Origin of the sequence: Chryseobacterium oryzae (assembly GCF_022811665.1) — a bacterium.
Taxonomy (GTDB): Bacteria; Bacteroidota; Bacteroidia; order Flavobacteriales; family Weeksellaceae; genus Chryseobacterium; species Chryseobacterium oryzae.
Genome location: NZ_CP094529.1, coordinates 2,101,938 through 2,118,897, shown reverse-complemented (window position 1 = coordinate 2,118,897; position 16,960 = coordinate 2,101,938). Strand labels below are relative to the sequence as shown.

Here is a 16,960-nt window from a genome sequence, read left to right as displayed (position 1 = left end):
AATTTAAAAATGAAAATAGGAATTTTAGGTGGCGGACAGTTGGGAAGAATGCTCATTCAGGAAGCTTTAAAATATGATGATGAATTTTATACTTTAGATCCGGCTTCAGATGCACCATGTCATCATATTTCTTATTTTACGCAAGGAAATTTTAATGATTATGAAACCGTTTTAGAATTTGGTAAAGATAAGGATGTAGTAACCATAGAAATAGAACATGTAAATGCAGATGCATTGGCAGAACTGGAAAATCAGGGTATTAAAGTGGTTCCAAATTCAAGAATTATAAAAACAATTCAGCAAAAAATTCTTCAGAAAAAGTTTTATGAAGAAAATAATATTCCGAGTCCGGAGTTTGAAATTATGGACGGAAGTTCAGACGAAATAAAAATGCCTCTTCCTTTCGTGCAAAAAATGAATACCGGAGGTTATGATGGAAAAGGGGTACAGGTGATTCGAAATAACGAGGATATGAAAAACCTTTGGGTGCAGGATTCTGTCATCGAAAAACTTGTAGATATTGATAAAGAGCTTTCTGTTATTGTTGCAAAAAACGAAAATGGAGAAACAAAAACTTTTCCGGTAACAGAAATGGTGGCAGATCCTAAGCTTAATCTTCTGGATTTTAATGTTTGTCCGGTTTTTTTGAGTGAAGATATCGACAGTCAGATTAAATCTATTACCGAGAAATTCCTCAATGCAGTACATTCTCCTGGTCTTTTTGCTATTGAATTATTTTTAGATAAAGAAGGAAAAGTGTGGGTAAACGAAACAGCTCCAAGACTTCACAATTCGGGACACCAAAGCCAGGAAGGCAATGCCAATTCTCAGTTTGAGCAGATGTATCGTGTGGTAAAAAATCTTCCTTTGGCAGATACCGATACTTTCACATTCAGTGGAATGCTCAATTTGGTAGGAGCAGAAGGTTTTTCGGGAAAAGTTATTTATGAAGGAATGGATGATGTTTTAAAGCTTCCCAAAACGTATGTACATTTATATGGGAAAACCGAAACTAAACCCGGAAGAAAAATGGGACACATTAATGTTTTAGCAGATTCGCGCGAAGAACTCATGGAAAAACTGATAAAAGTAAAATCTATGGTAAGAGTCATTGCTTAAGATTGTTTGAAAACTAAAAAGACTGCCAAAAAGCAGTCTTTTTTTATTTGGTAGCGATTTTAGGATAATCAATAGACCATTTTTTCTCTTTTGAAATATAAATTAAATAAGGCCCTCCAAGTTGATCGGGGTAATATAGTTCATAATTTTCGGTATCATATTTTTGATAAATAGGTTTATCTGCCTGATCTTTTTCCAAACCGAGTTGCTCCAAAGTTTGCCAATCATCATTTTCGGGAAGTTTATAACTATTCTTTTTATAATCTTCGATATTCTCCACAATTGTATTTCCTTTTTTGATTTCGGAGTGGTAGGTAATTTCAATCGGAAGATTCCAATACACGATAAATGATAAAACAATGATGGCTATTGTTGATAAGGCTATAATAAGGGCTTTCTTCTTCATTCAATTTTTTAAAATGTTAAATAATAAAGCAGTTCAAAACTAAGCTAAAGTTTTTAAATTACTTAAATATTTTTTTAATAACATTTCCTATTTCCATGAAATCATCATGGTTTCCTACGGCTCTTTTTTCTGGATTATTTTTATCAAATTCAGAATAAGGGAAAATTAAAAGATAATTTTTGTCCGATAGACTTCTATTCAGAAGATCAGGAATGAGCCGCATTCTCGGAATATAAGATTTCATACCTCTCTTTGCCATAAAAATAATTAAAGCCTCATCATCTTTCAGCTGTGCTGCGGTTTCCTCACCATCTTTCCAGGTATTCATGATGATAAATTCTGCTTCGATATTGGCTTTTTTTACAATATTCTGAAGGATATCCAAAATGTTTTCGGGTGCATAAAAAATGATGGTTGCTCCGGAATTTCTCGCAATATTCCATACTCTTACCAAAGAATGGAAGAACCCCGCTTCTTTATGAGCATTTTCAGGAATCATTACTGCATATCTTTTAATGGTAGATAAAGGCTGTGCTGCATGATACACCAAAACATTTACATCATCATTCTGAAGGTAACCGTTGTAAAGATTGTAGACCAACGATGGAGAAAATCCCTTCTCATCTTCAATTCCGATAATCAAATCTGTAATTTTCTGTTCTTTAATAACGTTGTTTACACCGTTGATAACATCATTGTCGAATCTTTTTAAAGTTTTAATTTTTACATCTGCCGATGCGGCAGCGTCTGTAGCGGTATGAAGTAATTTCTCGGCATTTTTTAGGGAAGATTCATTATTTTCTTCATTAATGATGTTGAGAGCAAATAAATCCTGAATATTAGAATGAGCTTTTATCAATATTCCAAGATTCACCATTCTTTCTACTGTTTTTTCATAATTGAGAGCCAATAATATGCTTTCTTCTTCGTGATTATTTCCGGAAACAGTATCTTCATTATCGCTTTCAGCTATTTTTTGGGCACTTGCCATCGAAACAAATGACGAAATTGTACAGGAAATTAAAATCAGCAAGATACTTCCGTTCAAAACATGTTCATTGAGTAATCTAACAGGTTCTCCGGTTTCGCTTTCAGAAATAATTATATTATAACCAACCATTACCGAAGCTAGTGTTGCAGCCGCCGAAGCAGAACTTAATCCGAAAATAAGCTTGCCTTCTTCTTTAGATAATCTGAAGGTTTTTTGCGTGGCTACTGCCGATATGTATTTTCCACCGATAGACGCAATAAGCATTATTGCAGCTACTTCTAAGGTTTCCCAGCTTTTGAAAAACACTTTAAAATCTATCAGCATTCCCACACTTATTAGAAAAAACGGGATAAAAATGGCGTTTCCAACAAATTCTACACGATTCATCAAAGATGAGGTGTGAGGAATTAATCTGTTTAATGCCAATCCTGCAAAAAAAGCTCCGATAATGGCTTCAACTCCTGCCAATTCTGCTAATAATGCAGCGAGATAAATCATTACCAGAACAAAAATGTACTGAGAAATTTTATCGTCTACTTTTTTAAAGAACCAACGTCCTATAATAGGAAATACGATAAGCACAATTAAAGAAAAAAGGATAACAGAAATAGAAAGCTTCGTCCAAAATGCTGTTCCCACATCTCCTTGAGACATTCCTACAACTACCGCTAAAACAAGTAATGCAAGAATATCTGTAATCATCGTACCTCCAACGGTTATGTTTACAGAAAGGTTTTTGGCAATTCCCATTTTACTTACTAATGGGTAGGCAATAAGCGTGTGAGAAGAAAAAAGACTCGCAAAAAGTACCGAAGTAAGAACAGAAAAATGAAGGATGTAATATCCGCCCAAATACCCTAATACAAAAGGAACCAGAAAAGTATAAATCCCAAAGGTTAAGCTTTTCCATTTATTTTTTTTGAAGTCGCCCATATCTATTTCCAGACCGGCAAGAAACATTATATACAGCAATCCGGTAGTTCCCGTTACCACAATACTGCTGTCTCTTGATAGTACATTGAATCCGTTTGGGCCAATAATAGCTCCCGCTATAATTAAACCAAGCAGGTGCGGAACTTTTATTTTATTGAGTAATAATGGTGCTGCCAAAATAATGATAAGCACCAAAAGAAATTTCAGTACCGGATCTTCTATGGGAAGAGTAAGGTTGTGTAAACTAAGAATCATAGTGTTTATTTAGAAGGACGGGTCAACTCAACAGAAAATTTTGCCAGACAGTTTTTATCTACGGTGATGCTTCGGGTTCCCCGTATTTTGTTGGGTGTTATTTCGTTCAGTATAACATTCATTTCAACATTTTTTTTGGCAGTAGAATCGGTCTTGTAATTAAGTTTAATTTCCTGCTGATCCAGTTTGGCAGTATAAAGCCTTACCAAATTATTATTATTGATGATTTTTGTAACCAGTTGGGTAGAATCGCTGTCGAATTCCCAGTTGTCGATTCTTTGATCTCCGACTACGTAGTCGCTGCAATTAGATTCGGTACAGATTACTTTTCCGCTCCATAAACCGGAAATCTCTGAAGGCCATTTCATAATTTGTATGGAATCTTTTTGAGCAAAAATACTGTCGCGCATCTTGATTAAAGATTGATATTCTGATTCTTTTTTGGCAAATTCTTTTTCTTTTTCCAGAAGTTTATTTTCTCTGTCGGTAAGTTGTTGAGATTTTTCTTTATCATTACAACTTATGATAAGTAAGAACGAAAAAAGCAGAATGAAAGGAGATATTTTTATCATATTTTTTAAATTGTACCAAAAGATATAAAAAAAAACCAGAAAAAAGAAATCGTTAACGATACTTCAGGTGTTTAGTTTTGGTGATTATTTAGTATTGATTGAATATTACTCATTGTCTTCAAAAATTATGCAAACATTTTTCAGAATTTATAGAAATGTTAGAATTGAAGGTAATTTCCACCCAATAAGAATATTAGAATTCATCTTTAAAATGATTATCTTTGAAGATCTAATAAATTGAAAAATAATGGTAGGAATCATCATGGGAAGTCAGAGCGACTTACCAATAATGGAACAGGCAGCAAATTTTCTTAAAACTTTAGAAATTCCTTACGAATTAACGGTAGTTTCTGCACACAGAACTCCCGAAAGAATGTTCGATTATGCAAAAACAGCAAAGGATAGGGGATTGAAGGTTATTATTGCAGGTGCGGGAGGTGCAGCACATCTTCCGGGAATGGTTGCTAGTTGTACCACTTTACCGGTAATTGGTGTTCCCATTTTGTCTAGTAATTCTATAGACGGTTGGGATTCTCTTCTGTCTATTCTTCAAATGCCTGGCGGAATTCCCGTTGCTACAGTTGCCCTGAATGGTGCTCTTAATGCAGGTATTTTAGCTGCGAAAATATTAGGAAGTGCAGATAATGAAGTTTCTGAGAAACTTCAGGGATATCAGGATTCTTTAAAAGATAAAGTTTTGGGAACGGTAGATGATATCAAAAAAATTCATCCTAATCAATTCGATTAAGTCTTAATAGTTAGAATTCAAATAAAAAATGATTAAATATTTTAACGAAAATTTTATTCATTAAATTCTAAAAAGCCGTTTCTAATAAATTGAAACGGCTTTTTTTGTTATTTTTTTATAAATTTTAAAGAGTAGCTTTTGTCTGTAGTTATTAGCTGGAGAATATAACTGCCTTTTGGAAGAAAATCAATATTAATAAAATCATTACGCAGATTTTCCTGAGTTATTATTCTGCCACTTGCATCTGTAATGATGAATTTTTTAACGTTATATATATTTTTGAGGAAAATGAAATCATCGGCAGGATTTGGGTAGATAGAAGACTTATTTTCTAAATGTAACTCATTTAATCCTAATTTGCGGCATTCGCCAACGCTATCACCAGTCATTGACCATCCTTTTCCAAGTAAAATATTTTTCTTCGGAATAGCATTGCTAGAATACTTTAGAGGATACACACTTTGTAAGTATACATTGTTTGCTGTAACAGGATTGTCTGCCCAACCTGCAAGTATGAAACTGAAATTATCACAATTTATTCCTGAGCCCAAAAACATATTGTCGGCAATAACCAGACTAGGAAGATCCCAACTTTCCAGTGTCTGATCAAAGCTTGATGCCCCCGTAAACATCGTATTGGTATCTGTAACATTACTGGTATCCCAACTGTCTAAAGGTTGGTTAAATGAATTAGTCCCATGAAACATATGTGCCATAGTTGTAACTTTAGAAGTATCCCATTGGTCTAAAGGCTGATTAAAGTCGGGCATAAAATGAAACATAAATTGCATGTTCAGAACTTTGGATGTATTCCAATTATTGAGTGGTTGATTGTAGGTGGTACATTGTGCAAACATATATGCCATATCGGTTACTTTTGAAACATCCCAAGAATTAATGTTTTGGTTAAATAATTTTCGTTCCATAAACATATAGCTCATGTCTGTTACATTAGAAGTATTCCAGCTTCCTATCGGAGGGTTAAAATTATCTGTTAAATTAATTGTAGGATTAGCATTTCTGTATCCAAACATGGCTTTGAAATTTTTGATGTTTGAGGTATTCCAAAGAGCCATAGAATTATTTCCTTCAAAATTAAAGCTATTATAAAACATCATAGACGCATCTTCTACATTCTGAAGATTGGGTGTATCGGTTGCAGTAAGCTGCATATTCAGACATTGTGTAAAAGCACTGTTCATGGAGGTCCACGAAATATTTCCCCATTGTTCAATCGCCATAATTTTGTTGCTGCTTCCTACCAGCTGAACACTTATTAAATCGAAGAACGTGCCTTGAATTATTGTATTATTGGCAAATTTTATTTGATTGAAATTTCCATTTCCGTTGGAAACTTTTACTCTGTATAATGCATTCCCGGAATTAGGGTTGAGTGGTGCTCCAAAATCAATAAGAACGCGGTCTGTAGACGTTACATTAGTCATGGTTCCGTTATGTTGCGGAAATCCTATCTCTTCCCAGGTAATTGTATAGTTTGTACCAATTCCCGGAAACCATATTTGGGTATCGCCACAAACAGGAGGTGCGGGGTTGATGTTAGGAGGATTGCCTTCAGCAGGTTTCCATATTGTTATAAATTCATTTTGTGCTTGGAGAGCTACAAAAGAAATGATAAAAAATAAAATTGTAAATTTTCTGTACATACCATTTATTTTTTTTGTGATTAATCAAATTTAAGTGAAATAAACGAAACAAAACAAAAAAACTCACCAAATTTGGTGAGTTTTAATTTTTATTCCTGATTCATCATATTATCGCGTGTATTTTTCTGAACGGCAATTGCACCAAATAAGGAAAGCAAAAAGGCAAAGGCATAAAAACCTTTTTCACTCGGAAGAATAGTTGCATTCCATAGTCCTACAGCCAGTAAAATAATGGATGATATGGTTGCAAACCAGCATATTCCATAGTAAATATCAGTTACTTTTATATTCTCAAGTCGGTCTCTAACTGCTTTTTGAAGAGAAATAACTGCAAATAATCCGTATAAAAGTGTTACTAAATAATATCCTTTTTCATTCAACTGCATTTCCGCTCTTGTAAGACCTACAATAAATCCCACCATTCCGGCTCCTAAAGCAATCCAAGAGGCTGCAATAAAAGCTCCTGATACATTTTGTTTTTTCATTAAATTGTCTTTTTTATGTTATACTTTTTCAAATATATCATTTTTGTTTGAATAGGTGATTATTTTGTCAGAATATAAAAAACGCTTCAGAAACTATTTCTGAAGCGTTTTGCAGTTTATAATTGAGTTATTAAAGACAATTAATATCTGTAATATTCAGGTTTGAAAGGACCTTCCACTTTTACACCGATGTAATTAGCTTGTTCAGGAGAAAGAGTTTCTAGTTCCACGCTTAATTTTTTAAGGTGAAGAGCAGCAACTTTCTCATCTAAATGTTTTGGAAGCATATAAACTTCGTTTCCATAAGCTTCAGAATTATTCCAAAGTTCAATTTGAGCTAAAGTCTGGTTAGAGAAAGAGTTAGACATTACAAAAGATGGGTGACCGGTTGCACATCCTAGATTTACCAATCTACCTTCTGCAAGAATAATTACTTCTTTACCTTCTACATTGTAAATGTCTACCTGTGGCTTTACTTCAGTTTTAGTGTGACCATAGTTTTCGTTTAACCAAGCCATATCTATTTCGTTATCGAAGTGACCGATGTTGCATACGATAGCTTTATCTTTTAATTTTAAGAAATGTTCTTTTCTTACAATATTAAAGTTACCAGTCGTTGTAATTACGATATCTGCGTTGTCTACAACAGTATCCAGTTTTTTAACTTCGTAACCGTCCATTGCAGCTTGTAATGCACAGATTGGGTCGATTTCAGTAACAGTAACGATAGAACCTGCACCTCTGAAAGAAGCTGCAGTACCTTTACCAACATCTCCATAACCGCAAACTACCACTCTTTTTCCTGCCAACATAACGTCTGTAGCTCTTCTTACTGCATCTACAGCAGATTCTTTACATCCGTATTTGTTGTCGAATTTAGATTTGGTAACAGAATCGTTTACGTTAATCGCCGGAACTACCAAAGTTCCGTTTTTCATTCTTTCGTACAATCTGTGAACTCCGGTTGTAGTTTCTTCAGAAAGACCTTTAATTTCTGCAGTTAATTCAGGATATTTATCAAAAACCATGTTTGTTAAATCTCCACCGTCATCCAAAATCATATTCAATGGTTTTCTGTCTTCACCAAAGAAAATGGTCTGCTCAATACACCAATCAAAATCTTCTTCATTAAGACCTTTCCACGCATAAACAGGAATTCCTGCAGCAGCAATAGCAGCAGCAGCATGATCCTGAGTAGAGAAAATATTACAAGAAGACCAAGTTACTTCAGCACCAAGAGCCACCAAAGTTTCGATAAGAACTGCAGTCTGAATAGTCATGTGAAGACATCCCGCGATTCTTGCACCTTTTAGCGGTTGAGATGGTCCGTATTCTTCACGAATAGCCATTAAACCAGGCATTTCTGCTTCTGCTAATGTAATTTCTTTTCTTCCCCATTCTGCTAAGGAAATATCCTTCACTTTGTAAGGAACGTATTGTGTTGTTGTACTCATATCTTGTTGATAATTAAATTAAAAAATTGAGCGACAAAATTACAACATATCTTTTAGATAAAAAAACGGAGTCTTAAGGTTCGGAGATATGACTTTCAGCAGAGAATATTGTTGTATTTTTTTTCTAATTTTAACCTCAAATAAAAACAGATGCCTCTTTACCGTGATTTTTCGGATAATAACGCAACCATTCTGGTCTGGAAATACGACGAGAGTGATGATTTGGATATAAACTATCTTCTTGAACCCGAAAATAAAGATAAAGTAAAAGATTATCATCCCAAAAAACTTCTAGAGGTTCTTATGGTGAGAAAACTTTTGAAAAGTTTGAAGCCAATGTCTAAAATTTTATATCAGGAACGAGAGCCATTTCTTTATCCTAAGGATGCGGAAATTTCAATTACCCATTCTTTTCCATTTGCTGCTATTGCAATTTCTAAAAATAAAATAGGGATAGATCTAGAAAAATTCAATCCTAAAATATTAAGGCTTATAGATAAATTTACTTTCGAGGAAGAAAGAGGATTTATCCCGTTGGATAACGAAGTTACTTTTTATACGATCATTTGGAGTGTAAAGGAAAGTATGTACAAAATTCATCACTCTAAACATTGGTCACTAAAAAAGCATTACGAAGTTTATCCTTTCGAGCTGAAACATCTGCATCATATTAAATGCAGAGTACATGATGATAAAATATCCGATGAATTGAGGGCAAGAGTTGAGTTTTTTGATGATTACTGCTTCACGATTGTAGAAGAGTAGATTTCTCATATCTATACTTTTCAATAACTTTTCTCTGTTCTTTGGCTACACTGTAAATAAGTTCCAACACATCATGAATGTTTTTAAGTTCCGTTAAACGTGAGATTTTATCCGGATCACGGCGGTCGTAGAAATCATTTTCTTTAATCTCTGTTTTTCGTTTCAGAATTAAATCTTCAAGAGATGAATCTTCGGGTTCAATATGGCTGTCCATTTTGAGTGTTTCACTTATCTTTTGGTCGCTCAGCAATGCGGAAACCTGATTCATTTCAGATTCAATTTTCTTTGTCCAGCTTTCATAATCTATTTCACTATACTGTCTTTCATCATTTGCGTATTGAGATAAAGATGCTGTATAAGCCGTAATTAAGTGTGATGTGGTTACAAATTGATGAACTACTTCCAGTTTTTTCTGCTGATTTTTTGGATCAGAGATCATTCGCTGAAAATTATCCGAAAGGTTTGCCAAAGAGATAATAGCATTTTTTCTTCTTACTTTGTACTCTTCGAGATTGTAGTTTTGATTGAGAAACTTAGCCATTACACTATGAAAATAAGTAAGATTGGCAGTAGCCGATTTTTTCATTAAATCTAAATTCTGTGTATGCTCCCAAACCGGAAGAACGAGATAAGAAACGGCAAAGGCAATAACACCTGCAATAAAAGTATCTACAATTCGGTCTTTAAATATGACATTTACATTTCCTGGTTTCAAAAAATTAAAACTTAAGAAAATATACATCGTCATAAACAGTACCGCCCAAAAATATTTTGTTTTAAGGAAAGTAAAGCAAAGTACCATGCTGATTAGTAGAATGGCAAGTAGAACGGCATTAATATCTATAAGATACAAAATTCCATACGCTATTACCGCTCCCACGACTGTGCCATACAGTCTAAGCAGATTTCTTTGTTTTGTTATAGAATAGGCTGGTTTTAGGATTGCAATAATGGTGATAAGAATCCAGTAAGTATGCCCAATAACCAAAAACGGAAGCAAAGAAACCAAATATCCAATCAGTAATGCAATAGTAACCCTAACAGCATGTCTAAAATGTGATGATGAAAGAGATATATTACTTTTGAGAACTTTAAAGTTAATTTTTTCCTGATTGGGAAGGAATTTTTTAAGATCTAATCCAGTAGAAAGACTTTTTGCCAACTTTACATTTTGAGAAAAAACTTTGTAGATTTCTTCAATTTCTTTGGTAATCTCATTTATACGCATCATGATTTGTCTCAAAATCATGAAGTTTTCTAAAGTATCCGGAGATATTTGGCGATTTCTCAGTTCAAAATATGCTACATTAAGTTCCTGAAATTCGAGTTCAATATTATAAAGAGGTTTTGCTCTTTTGCTGCTTTGAAGTGCAATTCCGATATTAGAAAGTTCATCCGACAAAATATTCAGATAATTATGCATTTTAACCAAAATATCTCCTTTATCGAAGCTTTCCTGCAATTTTTTGTAGTCACTTTCTGAGGTCATCAGTTTTTCGTGAAGATCCATAGAGTTCAGAAACATCATCATCAGCAATCTGCTTAATGTAGTAGATTCATTTACTATGGTTCTCGTTTTAAATACGGTTTCACGGGTTTCTTCCTGAAGGTTTTTAATTTCTATCTGCTTGGATATTACCTGAGAATACAGCTTATCAAAATCTGGATTTTTCTGGTAGAAATTGGCTTTTATTTTTAAAAATTCTGCAAGTTGCAAGTAGTTTTCACCAATCATTTGGCTTGCAAGTTTATAAGGCTGAATAGTGGTGACAATAAGAAAAATAAGTAAAAACCAAATGCATCCCGATGTAAAAATCAGAAGACCTTTAAAAATATGTTCGCCTGTTAAATGTCCATCAATAAAAATGGCAAGTACGACTAGAGCTAAAGATCCAACGGCACCCAATCTTTGTCCGTAAACACCAATTAAGGAAAAGAACATTCCGAAAATAATGATTTCCAGAAATACTAAAGCAATAATTCCTTTTACAAGACTTGCAATGAGTGCGACAAAAACGAAGCAAATTACAGCAAAAGTTAGGGAATTCCTTCTTCGGATAAATGGACCGGGTTGGTCGGTAAGTGCAACAAAACTAGTTCCTAAAGGAAATAGAAAATATTCTTTAAGTATTCCAAAATAGGAGAGAACCAAACACGGAAGCACGGTTGCTAATGTAATTCTGGTGGCAGAATACAAATATTGGCTTGTGATGATTTTTTTTAGCTCCGCAGAATAGTTCATACTGCAAAAATAAGAGTTAATAATGAACTTCGGAGTTTTAACGCCTTAAAATTATTTTTTTTGAAATCTTAACAATGTTTTATTGGTTTAGATTTAATAAAAAATCCGTCTTACAAAAAATGTAAGACGGATTTTTAAGCTTATAAAATATTTTTTTTAGTTTTCTGCATTAGAAGTTTCGTCACCGATATTCCATGTTAAGCCAAAACGTAATGTGTTATCCAAAGCTGTATTAATTTTAGACATGTTGATTAAATAAGAAACATCCAATCCGAAAGATCTATATTTTAAACCAATACCTGCAGTTGCAAACTGTCTTGCACCTTGCTGTTCACTTTCGTGGAAATAACCACCTCTAATTGCAAATGCATTATCATAAGAATATTCCAAAGCACCGCTATACATAATAGAATTAGGGTTTTTGAAAGATTTTCCTATCCCAGACATTACACCAACGTTAGGAACTGCATAGATAGGCTGTCTAGAATTAGGATCTGTACCTATTAATTCTGATCCCGGAACTAAAATTTTAGAACCTTCTACAGATAATCCGATTTTGTTCATGTCATCCAAAAACATATCGTACCCAACCCCAATTCTTGCCATACTTGGAAGATAAGATCTTGAGTTATCGTCTCCTGTATAATCTAGTTTAGGACCTAAATTCTGAATAGAGAAACCTCCGTTTAGTTTTCCTTCATAACCTCCAAAACTCGAAAATCTTGGTGAAGTATAATACCCAGAGATGTCTACTGCAAAAGTATTGGCAGGCTTCAGTGTAGTATCTGTATTGAATCCTCCGGCTAAATCTGAACGGATAAATCTACCAGTAACAGCCATTGAGTAAGAGTCTGAAAGTTTCAGACCATATGCAACATCAATAGAGAATTCGTTTGGTTTAGAAGTACCCAAAGAAGTTACATCGCTACCAACAAGTGTAGTAAGGTCTACCTGTCCCATATTGAAGTAATAAATACTCGCAGAAATTGTAGATCTTTCTTCCTGTCCTAAAAATTTGTGGAAAGCACCATACAATAAAAATACATCATTGGTAAGTTTCCCCATATATGGAGTATAGTTCAAACCTACAGAAGAACTTGTTCTGCTAAAAGGATATTTTGCAGCATTCCAGAATTGGGAAAATGCGTCTGGAGATGTTACCACACCCTGATCTCCCATACCTCCTGATCTTGCATCAGGTGCAATTCTTAGGAAAGGGGCTCCTGTTAATACAGGTCTTACCTGACTCAAATCTTGTGCGTAGCTTAGAAAACCAGCACTCAAACCAATCCCTAAAAGCAGTTTAGTAGTTAAATTCATATGTTGTCTTTTATATATTATCAGTTTTTTATTGATATTCTTATTTAATTATTTATTTACTTCAAAAGTACCATTTTTTCTACAGCTGTAGCACTACCTTTGCATTTTTCTTGATTTTGACTTTTTGCAAATATCTTAAAAATATACGTACCTTTTGCAACTGTATCGCCAAAATCGTCTTTTCCGTCCCATTCTATTGCCTGACGTGGCGTTCTAAAGCCCTGTAGGAACGGTTCTGCGATTACAACATTTGTTAAAGTTCTTACTAATTTTCCGGTAATCGTATAAATTTGCACGTTAACATCCAAAATATCATCACAATTATGCTCGAAATGAATGTAAGTTTTGTTGGTGAAAGGGTTGGGCCAGTTCAGCGGTCTGTTAATTATTAAATGCTGATCTGCTTCATCTTTAACCTCAAAGTTTAACGTTTCTGTAGTCGAATTATTATTAATATCCCAAATTTTAAATGTTAACTGGTGTTGTCCTACCGAAAGATTTCTGAAAGGGTAAGTTACATTTCCTTTTTGGTATGCTGCCAAAGAAGGATTAAGGCATCCATTTCCTTCTCCAGAAGAATAAAAGTCATTTAAAACTACGGTATTGATAATTTGACCGTCCAAATATACAGTAATATCATGACCAATACCAGAACCTGTAGAATTTATTCCTGTATCGTCTGTCACACAGGCTAAAAGCATAGGGTTTTGATCGGTAATTCCACCATTCGCAAAGTTGGTGTTATTCATGTAAAGCTTTACTTTGGGTGGTTGGTTATCGTTAATTCCGTTAGGATTGATATCACCTACCTGTACAGACTGATTGTTGAAAACATCAATAGATCTATTATCTGCATACCCTAAAATTCTTCCTTCACCAACAGTGTAGTTAATATCTTTAGGAACATAAAATTCTACGGTAAACACTCCGTTTACTGCTGTTCCGGAAGCTTTAACAATGGCACTTCCTTCTTCAGTGTACTTTAATATAGGGGTAAGATTACCATCGTTATTTAAAGTAGATTTATTCAGTCTTTTATCAAAAATATTGATGACAACTCTTCCGTTGAAATTCGTATTTATAGTTCCGTTTGAATTATTAATATGACCGCTTACCTTCACAAAATCTAAACCTCTAATTAAACCTGGAACTGGCGTATCTATATTATCAATCACCAAAAGCCTTTGCGGTCTGCTCAATTTCATTGCGGGATCGCCTAAAAAGTTAACTTTTAAATGGTTGGCATCAATCCTTAGTTTTTTGGCATTCAGATGAGCGTTTCCAATGGATATAAAATCATCATTAACCATTTTAAACATTTCCTTAGTGTACAAATTGGTGAAATCTACACCGTAATCTACGCCTACAGCACGGCTGGAAGTAATCATTGCAGCAGGGCCTCCCTGTTTCAGCTTAATGAACTGTTCTCCTGCTGAAAAAGTAGAAGGTTCATCCCAAAGGGTAAATTCGCAGGTGATGGTAGAAACAAAAGGAAATCTGCTGTATACATTAGAGAAATTATTAGCGTTTTGAATTTCCGTAGTGGTAAGAACTCTTTCCTGAGACCATCCGTTAATACCTCCATGCCCGAAATAAAATAGATACAAACTGTTGTTAATATCATTTGCTATCGCTTGGTTTACCTGCGGGTATCTTTGTCCGCCGGCAGAACTCTGTGCAGGAAATGCATCAAGATAAAGTTTTCTTACGTTATATTCTTTTAATGTATTTACTGCAGGAATTTCGAATATACTTTGTAAAGTATTATTCATCACCGTATGAAAAGGGATAGCATTGGCACCATCGTTATCATCATCTACAACAAAATCAAGCTTCATTCTCCATTCTCCGAAAGGGGTAGATTGTCCAGATAAAGAATTGTAATATGCTAAGGTTTTATCTACCATATTTGCAGCTTCGGTAGGATTTGCGGCAGGAATTCTCCCAATGGGTAAATCGGGTAAATTAAATGCCACAGAAGAAACAGTCTGAGGTTTTGTCATTACAATATAATCGTCTGTAACATATGAGCCTACAAAATCTGCAGATTCTTCACTTTCATAGCTTGATACAACATTAGAATTATTGGCAACTCTGTTTTTATAATCATAAGATGCATCTCCTACAATCAAAACATATTTTAGACTTCCTGCAGGAGTATTCAGTTTTGTTATAAAGTCTCTTATTGCAGTAAGATCTCTGCTTCCGCTCCCATATTCATTATAGATTTTATCTGTGTCAACAATTTCTACAGTGAAATTATTTTTTTGCTGATGATAATTGGCAATCCTCTGAGCCTGAGCCATCATTTGAGGAGTGGTAATAATTAAATAATCTATATTCTGAAGAGCAGAAATATTTTGGCTGTTGATTCTTCCAACAAACTGAGGAGAAAAAGCCGCATCAGCACGAAATGCCACGAACTCGTTATTGAAATTAGGATCCGATGCATTGTATCCAAAGTTGAAACTTCCGCTTCCCGCTGCTTTATTTACTCTTCTGTTCGCATTAGTAATATCTGTAACATCCCAAACTTGCTCCAGACTTCCAACATTCGAAATACTGAAACCATAATTGAAGTTTGAACCGCTTTCCAAAGAAAAATCACGGAAATTCATTTGGGAACCGTTGAATTTTAAATCTTCTTTATACTGAACTTCAACATAATCTAAATGAAATACGCCATTAGGATTAACCGAGATATCAGGAGTATAATTAATTGTTATGGTATTTCCGGAAAGGTTAGAAATCGTTCCTGTATATTTTGTTGGAAAGAAATCATAGACATATCCCGGCTGATTGGCAGGTATTGCATACGAAACTGTATTCTGATTATTGAGATTAAAACTAATACTGTTTTGTTGTGATCTCCATCCGATAACCTGAGTTCTGTAACGAATAACATCTCCTCCCTGAATAGGCGAATTCAAATTAAATGTTACAGTTTTTGGAGTGGTAAAAGGTTGGTCTTCTACCCAGATTCTTCCCACTTTTACTAAGTTTTTCTGGTCATTATTAATGACTTGGTAATCGTCATAACGCGAAATTAGATTAGTAGGCAGATTCGCATCAGAATTCTGAACTCTTTTTCCCGCACCTTTGTCGAAGTTTATATAATAATAAGATACGTCTTCATAAATGTTTTTTACATTTTCGCTTCTATCGTTTCTTGTATCATTTCTTTTAAAACCTTTACCATTATTTTTGTTGTATAAATTATATCCATTAGGGCCTTGGGCGTAGAAAAGGGCATAATCTCCATCATTCCAAACTCCATCATCTTCTCCTACTACCTGAATGGCATTTTCCTGCAAAGCACTGTATTTTACATCCTGATTGAATTCAGGCAGCATAATTCCTCCATTTCCGTAAATTCGGAAGTTTTTAGGATTAACGTTAGAGGGATTAATTCCATTGTCTCTCAAAAACTGACTGGTAATTTTAAAAATTCCCGATTTGTCTACTTTTATTTTATAAAATGTACCGGTAGATAACGGGTTTTGTGTGCTTCCTACTTTACTTGCTAAAGAAGGAGGTGTGGAGCTGTTTTCAGAAATATCAAAAGAGGAAAGTTTTAAAATACTTCCTTTTACATTTTTAAATAAAGATACATATACACTTGCGAATCTTTCTCCTTCAGAGTAATAATAGTTAATTTCAGCTATATCTCTGTCCTGAATCAAATTTTTATCAAGATCATATAAATCTCTTGCAGAAACAGGTTCCCAATTCAAATTGGCAACACGAAGTTGTTTTTCTCCAACTTTTTGTGTATTTACTATAAAAATATTATTTTGGCTGTATGAAAAACCTTCATTTTTGAAATTAGGAAGATTCTTTTTCGTATCGCCAAAATCGTGAACTTTAGCGCCATTCCAATCTATGGAAATTCGCTGAGCCCAAGCGACTGATACAAAAGCAAATACAAATAAAAGCGTGATTTTTAGTCTCATGTTTGTTTTTGAAATTTCTGAATTACAAAATAAATGAAAATTTTATAATTAAT

At 34.2% G+C, this 16,960-nt stretch carries 12 protein-coding genes; 3 read left to right on the top strand and 9 right to left on the bottom strand.

What is annotated here, in order from left to right; translation table 11 throughout:
- Window positions 1–9 precede the first annotated feature (9 nt).
- Entirely contained in the window at window positions 10–1,119 is a 1,110-nt protein-coding gene (locus tag MTP08_RS09680; RefSeq protein WP_243575840.1) for a 5-(carboxyamino)imidazole ribonucleotide synthase, read from the top strand.
- 43 nt (window positions 1,120–1,162) lie between these two features.
- On the opposite strand, the gene MTP08_RS09675 is transcribed toward MTP08_RS09680, so the two are convergent.
- Genes MTP08_RS09675 through MTP08_RS09665 form a run of 3 tightly spaced genes read right to left on the bottom strand, consistent with a single transcriptional unit; the run spans window position 1,163 to window position 4,276 of the window.
- Window positions 1,163–1,525, bottom strand: coding sequence for a hypothetical protein (locus tag MTP08_RS09675; RefSeq protein ID WP_243575839.1), 363 nt, complete (start codon window positions 1,523–1,525; stop codon window positions 1,163–1,165).
- 58 nt (window positions 1,526–1,583) lie between these two features.
- Window positions 1,584–3,704, bottom strand: coding sequence for a cation:proton antiporter (locus MTP08_RS09670; protein WP_243575837.1), 2,121 nt, complete (start codon window positions 3,702–3,704; stop codon window positions 1,584–1,586).
- Window positions 3,705–3,709: 5 nt separating this feature from the next.
- Window positions 3,710–4,276 (bottom strand): hypothetical protein, encoded by a 567-nt coding sequence (locus MTP08_RS09665; RefSeq protein WP_243575836.1) that lies wholly within the window; start codon window positions 4,274–4,276, stop codon window positions 3,710–3,712.
- Between the two features lie 247 nt (window positions 4,277–4,523).
- Here MTP08_RS09665 and purE point away from each other — a divergent pair, with 247 nt between their 5' ends.
- Window positions 4,524–5,024, top strand: coding sequence for a 5-(carboxyamino)imidazole ribonucleotide mutase (gene purE / locus MTP08_RS09660; RefSeq protein ID WP_243575835.1), 501 nt, complete (start codon window positions 4,524–4,526; stop codon window positions 5,022–5,024).
- A 107-nt stretch (window positions 5,025–5,131) separates the two neighbouring features.
- On the opposite strand, the gene MTP08_RS09655 is transcribed toward purE, so the two are convergent.
- The 3 genes from MTP08_RS09655 to ahcY all read right to left on the bottom strand — a co-directional run bounded on the left by MTP08_RS09655 (window position 5,132) and on the right by ahcY (window position 8,627).
- Entirely contained in the window at window positions 5,132–6,688 is a 1,557-nt protein-coding gene (locus MTP08_RS09655) for a BspA family leucine-rich repeat surface protein (protein WP_243575834.1), read from the bottom strand.
- 89 nt (window positions 6,689–6,777) lie between these two features.
- On the bottom strand, window positions 6,778–7,173 hold the full coding sequence (gene yiaA, locus MTP08_RS09650) for an inner membrane protein YiaA (RefSeq protein ID WP_209388996.1): 396 nt from the start codon (window positions 7,171–7,173) through the stop codon (window positions 6,778–6,780).
- A gap of 140 nt (window positions 7,174–7,313) precedes the next feature.
- On the bottom strand, window positions 7,314–8,627 hold the full coding sequence (gene ahcY / locus MTP08_RS09645) for an adenosylhomocysteinase (RefSeq protein WP_209388997.1): 1,314 nt from the start codon (window positions 8,625–8,627) through the stop codon (window positions 7,314–7,316).
- Window positions 8,628–8,777: 150 nt separating this feature from the next.
- Between ahcY and MTP08_RS09640 the strand changes: the two genes are divergently transcribed.
- Complete coding sequence (locus MTP08_RS09640) at window positions 8,778–9,392, top strand: 4'-phosphopantetheinyl transferase family protein (protein ID WP_209388998.1); 615 nt, start codon at window positions 8,778–8,780, stop codon at window positions 9,390–9,392.
- Here MTP08_RS09640 and MTP08_RS09635 read toward each other — a convergent pair.
- The 3 genes from MTP08_RS09635 to porU form a co-directional block, all read right to left on the bottom strand.
- Window positions 9,373–11,634 carry an FUSC family protein gene (locus tag MTP08_RS09635; protein WP_209388999.1) on the bottom strand — a complete coding sequence of 754 codons (2,262 nt, stop codon included), beginning with the start codon at window positions 11,632–11,634 and terminating at the stop codon, window positions 9,373–9,375. The genes MTP08_RS09640 and MTP08_RS09635 overlap by 20 nt on opposite strands.
- A gap of 156 nt (window positions 11,635–11,790) precedes the next feature.
- Window positions 11,791–12,954 carry a type IX secretion system outer membrane channel protein PorV gene (gene porV / locus MTP08_RS09630; RefSeq protein ID WP_209389000.1) on the bottom strand — a complete coding sequence of 388 codons (1,164 nt, stop codon included), beginning with the start codon at window positions 12,952–12,954 and terminating at the stop codon, window positions 11,791–11,793.
- A gap of 56 nt (window positions 12,955–13,010) precedes the next feature.
- Entirely contained in the window at window positions 13,011–16,907 is a 3,897-nt protein-coding gene (gene porU / locus MTP08_RS09625) for a type IX secretion system sortase PorU (protein WP_243575833.1), read from the bottom strand.
- Window positions 16,908–16,960: the final 53 nt, after the last annotated feature.

Coding starts and splice junctions, on each gene's coding strand:
- MTP08_RS09680 (WP_243575840.1), top strand. CDS start 10: ATGAAAATAGGAATTTTAGGTGGCGGACAGTTGGGAAGAATGCTCATT.
- MTP08_RS09675 (WP_243575839.1), bottom strand. CDS start 1,525: ATGAAGAAGAAAGCCCTTATTATAGCCTTATCAACAATAGCCATCATT.
- MTP08_RS09670 (WP_243575837.1), bottom strand. CDS start 3,704: ATGATTCTTAGTTTACACAACCTTACTCTTCCCATAGAAGATCCGGTA.
- MTP08_RS09665 (WP_243575836.1), bottom strand. CDS start 4,276: ATGATAAAAATATCTCCTTTCATTCTGCTTTTTTCGTTCTTACTTATC.
- purE (WP_243575835.1), top strand. CDS start 4,524: ATGGTAGGAATCATCATGGGAAGTCAGAGCGACTTACCAATAATGGAA.
- MTP08_RS09655 (WP_243575834.1), bottom strand. CDS start 6,688: ATGTACAGAAAATTTACAATTTTATTTTTTATCATTTCTTTTGTAGCT.
- yiaA (WP_209388996.1), bottom strand. CDS start 7,173: ATGAAAAAACAAAATGTATCAGGAGCTTTTATTGCAGCCTCTTGGATT.
- ahcY (WP_209388997.1), bottom strand. CDS start 8,627: ATGAGTACAACAACACAATACGTTCCTTACAAAGTGAAGGATATTTCC.
- MTP08_RS09640 (WP_209388998.1), top strand. CDS start 8,778: ATGCCTCTTTACCGTGATTTTTCGGATAATAACGCAACCATTCTGGTC.
- MTP08_RS09635 (WP_209388999.1), bottom strand. CDS start 11,634: ATGAACTATTCTGCGGAGCTAAAAAAAATCATCACAAGCCAATATTTG.
- porV (WP_209389000.1), bottom strand. CDS start 12,954: ATGAATTTAACTACTAAACTGCTTTTAGGGATTGGTTTGAGTGCTGGT.
- porU (WP_243575833.1), bottom strand. CDS start 16,907: ATGAGACTAAAAATCACGCTTTTATTTGTATTTGCTTTTGTATCAGTC.